This is a genomic window from Pandoraea anhela, assembly GCF_902459655.1.
GTDB classification, from domain to species: domain Bacteria; phylum Pseudomonadota; class Gammaproteobacteria; order Burkholderiales; family Burkholderiaceae; genus Pandoraea; species Pandoraea anhela.
On record NZ_CABPSB010000051.1, the window covers coordinates 1 to 1399 of the forward strand.

At 56.8% G+C, this 1399-nt stretch carries 1 protein-coding gene; it reads right to left on the reverse strand.

The annotated features are described in order from the left end of the window. Positions 1-31: 31 nt before the first annotated feature. Positions 32-1392 (reverse strand): IS3 family transposase gene (locus PAN31108_RS26185; RefSeq protein WP_150671658.1). Its coding sequence is split into 2 segments (ribosomal slippage): positions 32-918 and positions 918-1392, totalling 1362 coding nucleotides; the frame shifts between segments, so codons are not numbered across the junction. Positions 1393-1399: the final 7 nt, after the last annotated feature.

Below are 1399 nucleotides of genomic sequence, written 5' to 3' on the forward strand. Positions count from 1 at the left end.
TGAACTGACCCCGTAAAGTTGGACGGGAAAGTTATGCGGTTAAGGGCTGGGTTCTGTACTGCACAGGACTCAGCCCATTTAGCTTGAGCTTGATGCGATCGTGGTTGTAATAACGGATGTACTCGGCAATCGCTCGGCGTAGTTGATCAACGCTGTCAAAGTGCGCCAGGCGAAAGCACTCGGATTTGAGCGTGCCGAAAAAGCTCTCCATGGCGGCATTATCCAGACAATTGCCTTTGCGAGACATGCTCTGTGACATGCCCCGTGCGGCAAGCCGTTCGCGATATGCCCGCATTTGATAAGCCCAGCCCTGATCGGAATGAAGCATTGGCGCTTGGCCCTCGGCCAAACGCACAAAGGCCTTGTCCAGCATGCCTTGGATGAGTGCAAAGTCAGGCCGCTCACTGGTCTGCCAAGCCACGATCTCGCCGTTGTAGAGATCTAAAACCGGCGACAAATATAGCTTCTTACCGTCAACGTTGAATTCCGTGACATCCGTCACCCATTTCTCGTGGGGTCGTTTAGCCTCGAACCGACGAGCCAGTAGATTAGGCGCGATACGCCCGACCTCTCCCCGATAGGAGCGGTACTTCTTGGGGCGCACAAGCGACTTGAGTCGCAGTAGTGCCATCAAGCGTTGCACCGTCTTGTGATTCACGGCAGTACCGTTCTGGCGCAGCGTGGCCGTCACGCGGCGGTAGCCGTAGCGACCCTTGTGGTACGCAAAGACCTGCGCGATCTTCGCCTTGAGCACGCTATGACGATCTCCGGCCTTGGCCACCGTCATCTGGTAATAGAACGTGCTACGCGCTAAGCCAGCAATCTTTAACAGTGCCCCGAGCGGGTGATGCTCACGCAATGTGCTCACCGCTTGCGCTTTTTCTTTGGCGCTGTGTGCTCCTTGGCCCGCAGCAGTTCGTCCAACTTTTTTAGGTACGCCACCTCCGCGCGCAGGTATTCGATTTCTTTGAGCAGGTCTTCACGCGCACGCTCGTCGCCGGGCGTCGTCGGCTGGGGTGGCTGTTTGGGTTGGGACATCTTGGGTGGCCGGCCTTTACGGCGAGGCTTGAGAGCTTCGAAACCACCCTCATGATACTGGCGCTCCCAACGGCTGACACTATTGCCTTCGCGTAAATCAAACACCGCGCATGTGCGCTGGTACGACAGCTCGTGATGCCACATGTGCCGCAGCACCGACATCTTGAACTCGGCACTATAGGTTTCGTGCTTCTTGCGAAGCCCTGCGTCGCCATGCTCCCGATAAGCATTCACCCAACGCCGTAGCACCGTACAGCCAACACCGTACTTCTGGCTTACATGCCGGCTGCCACGCCCACCGTCTAGATATTCACGAACTGCACGGCGCTTGAACGCCTCGTCGTACTTCGTCATGCAAAAA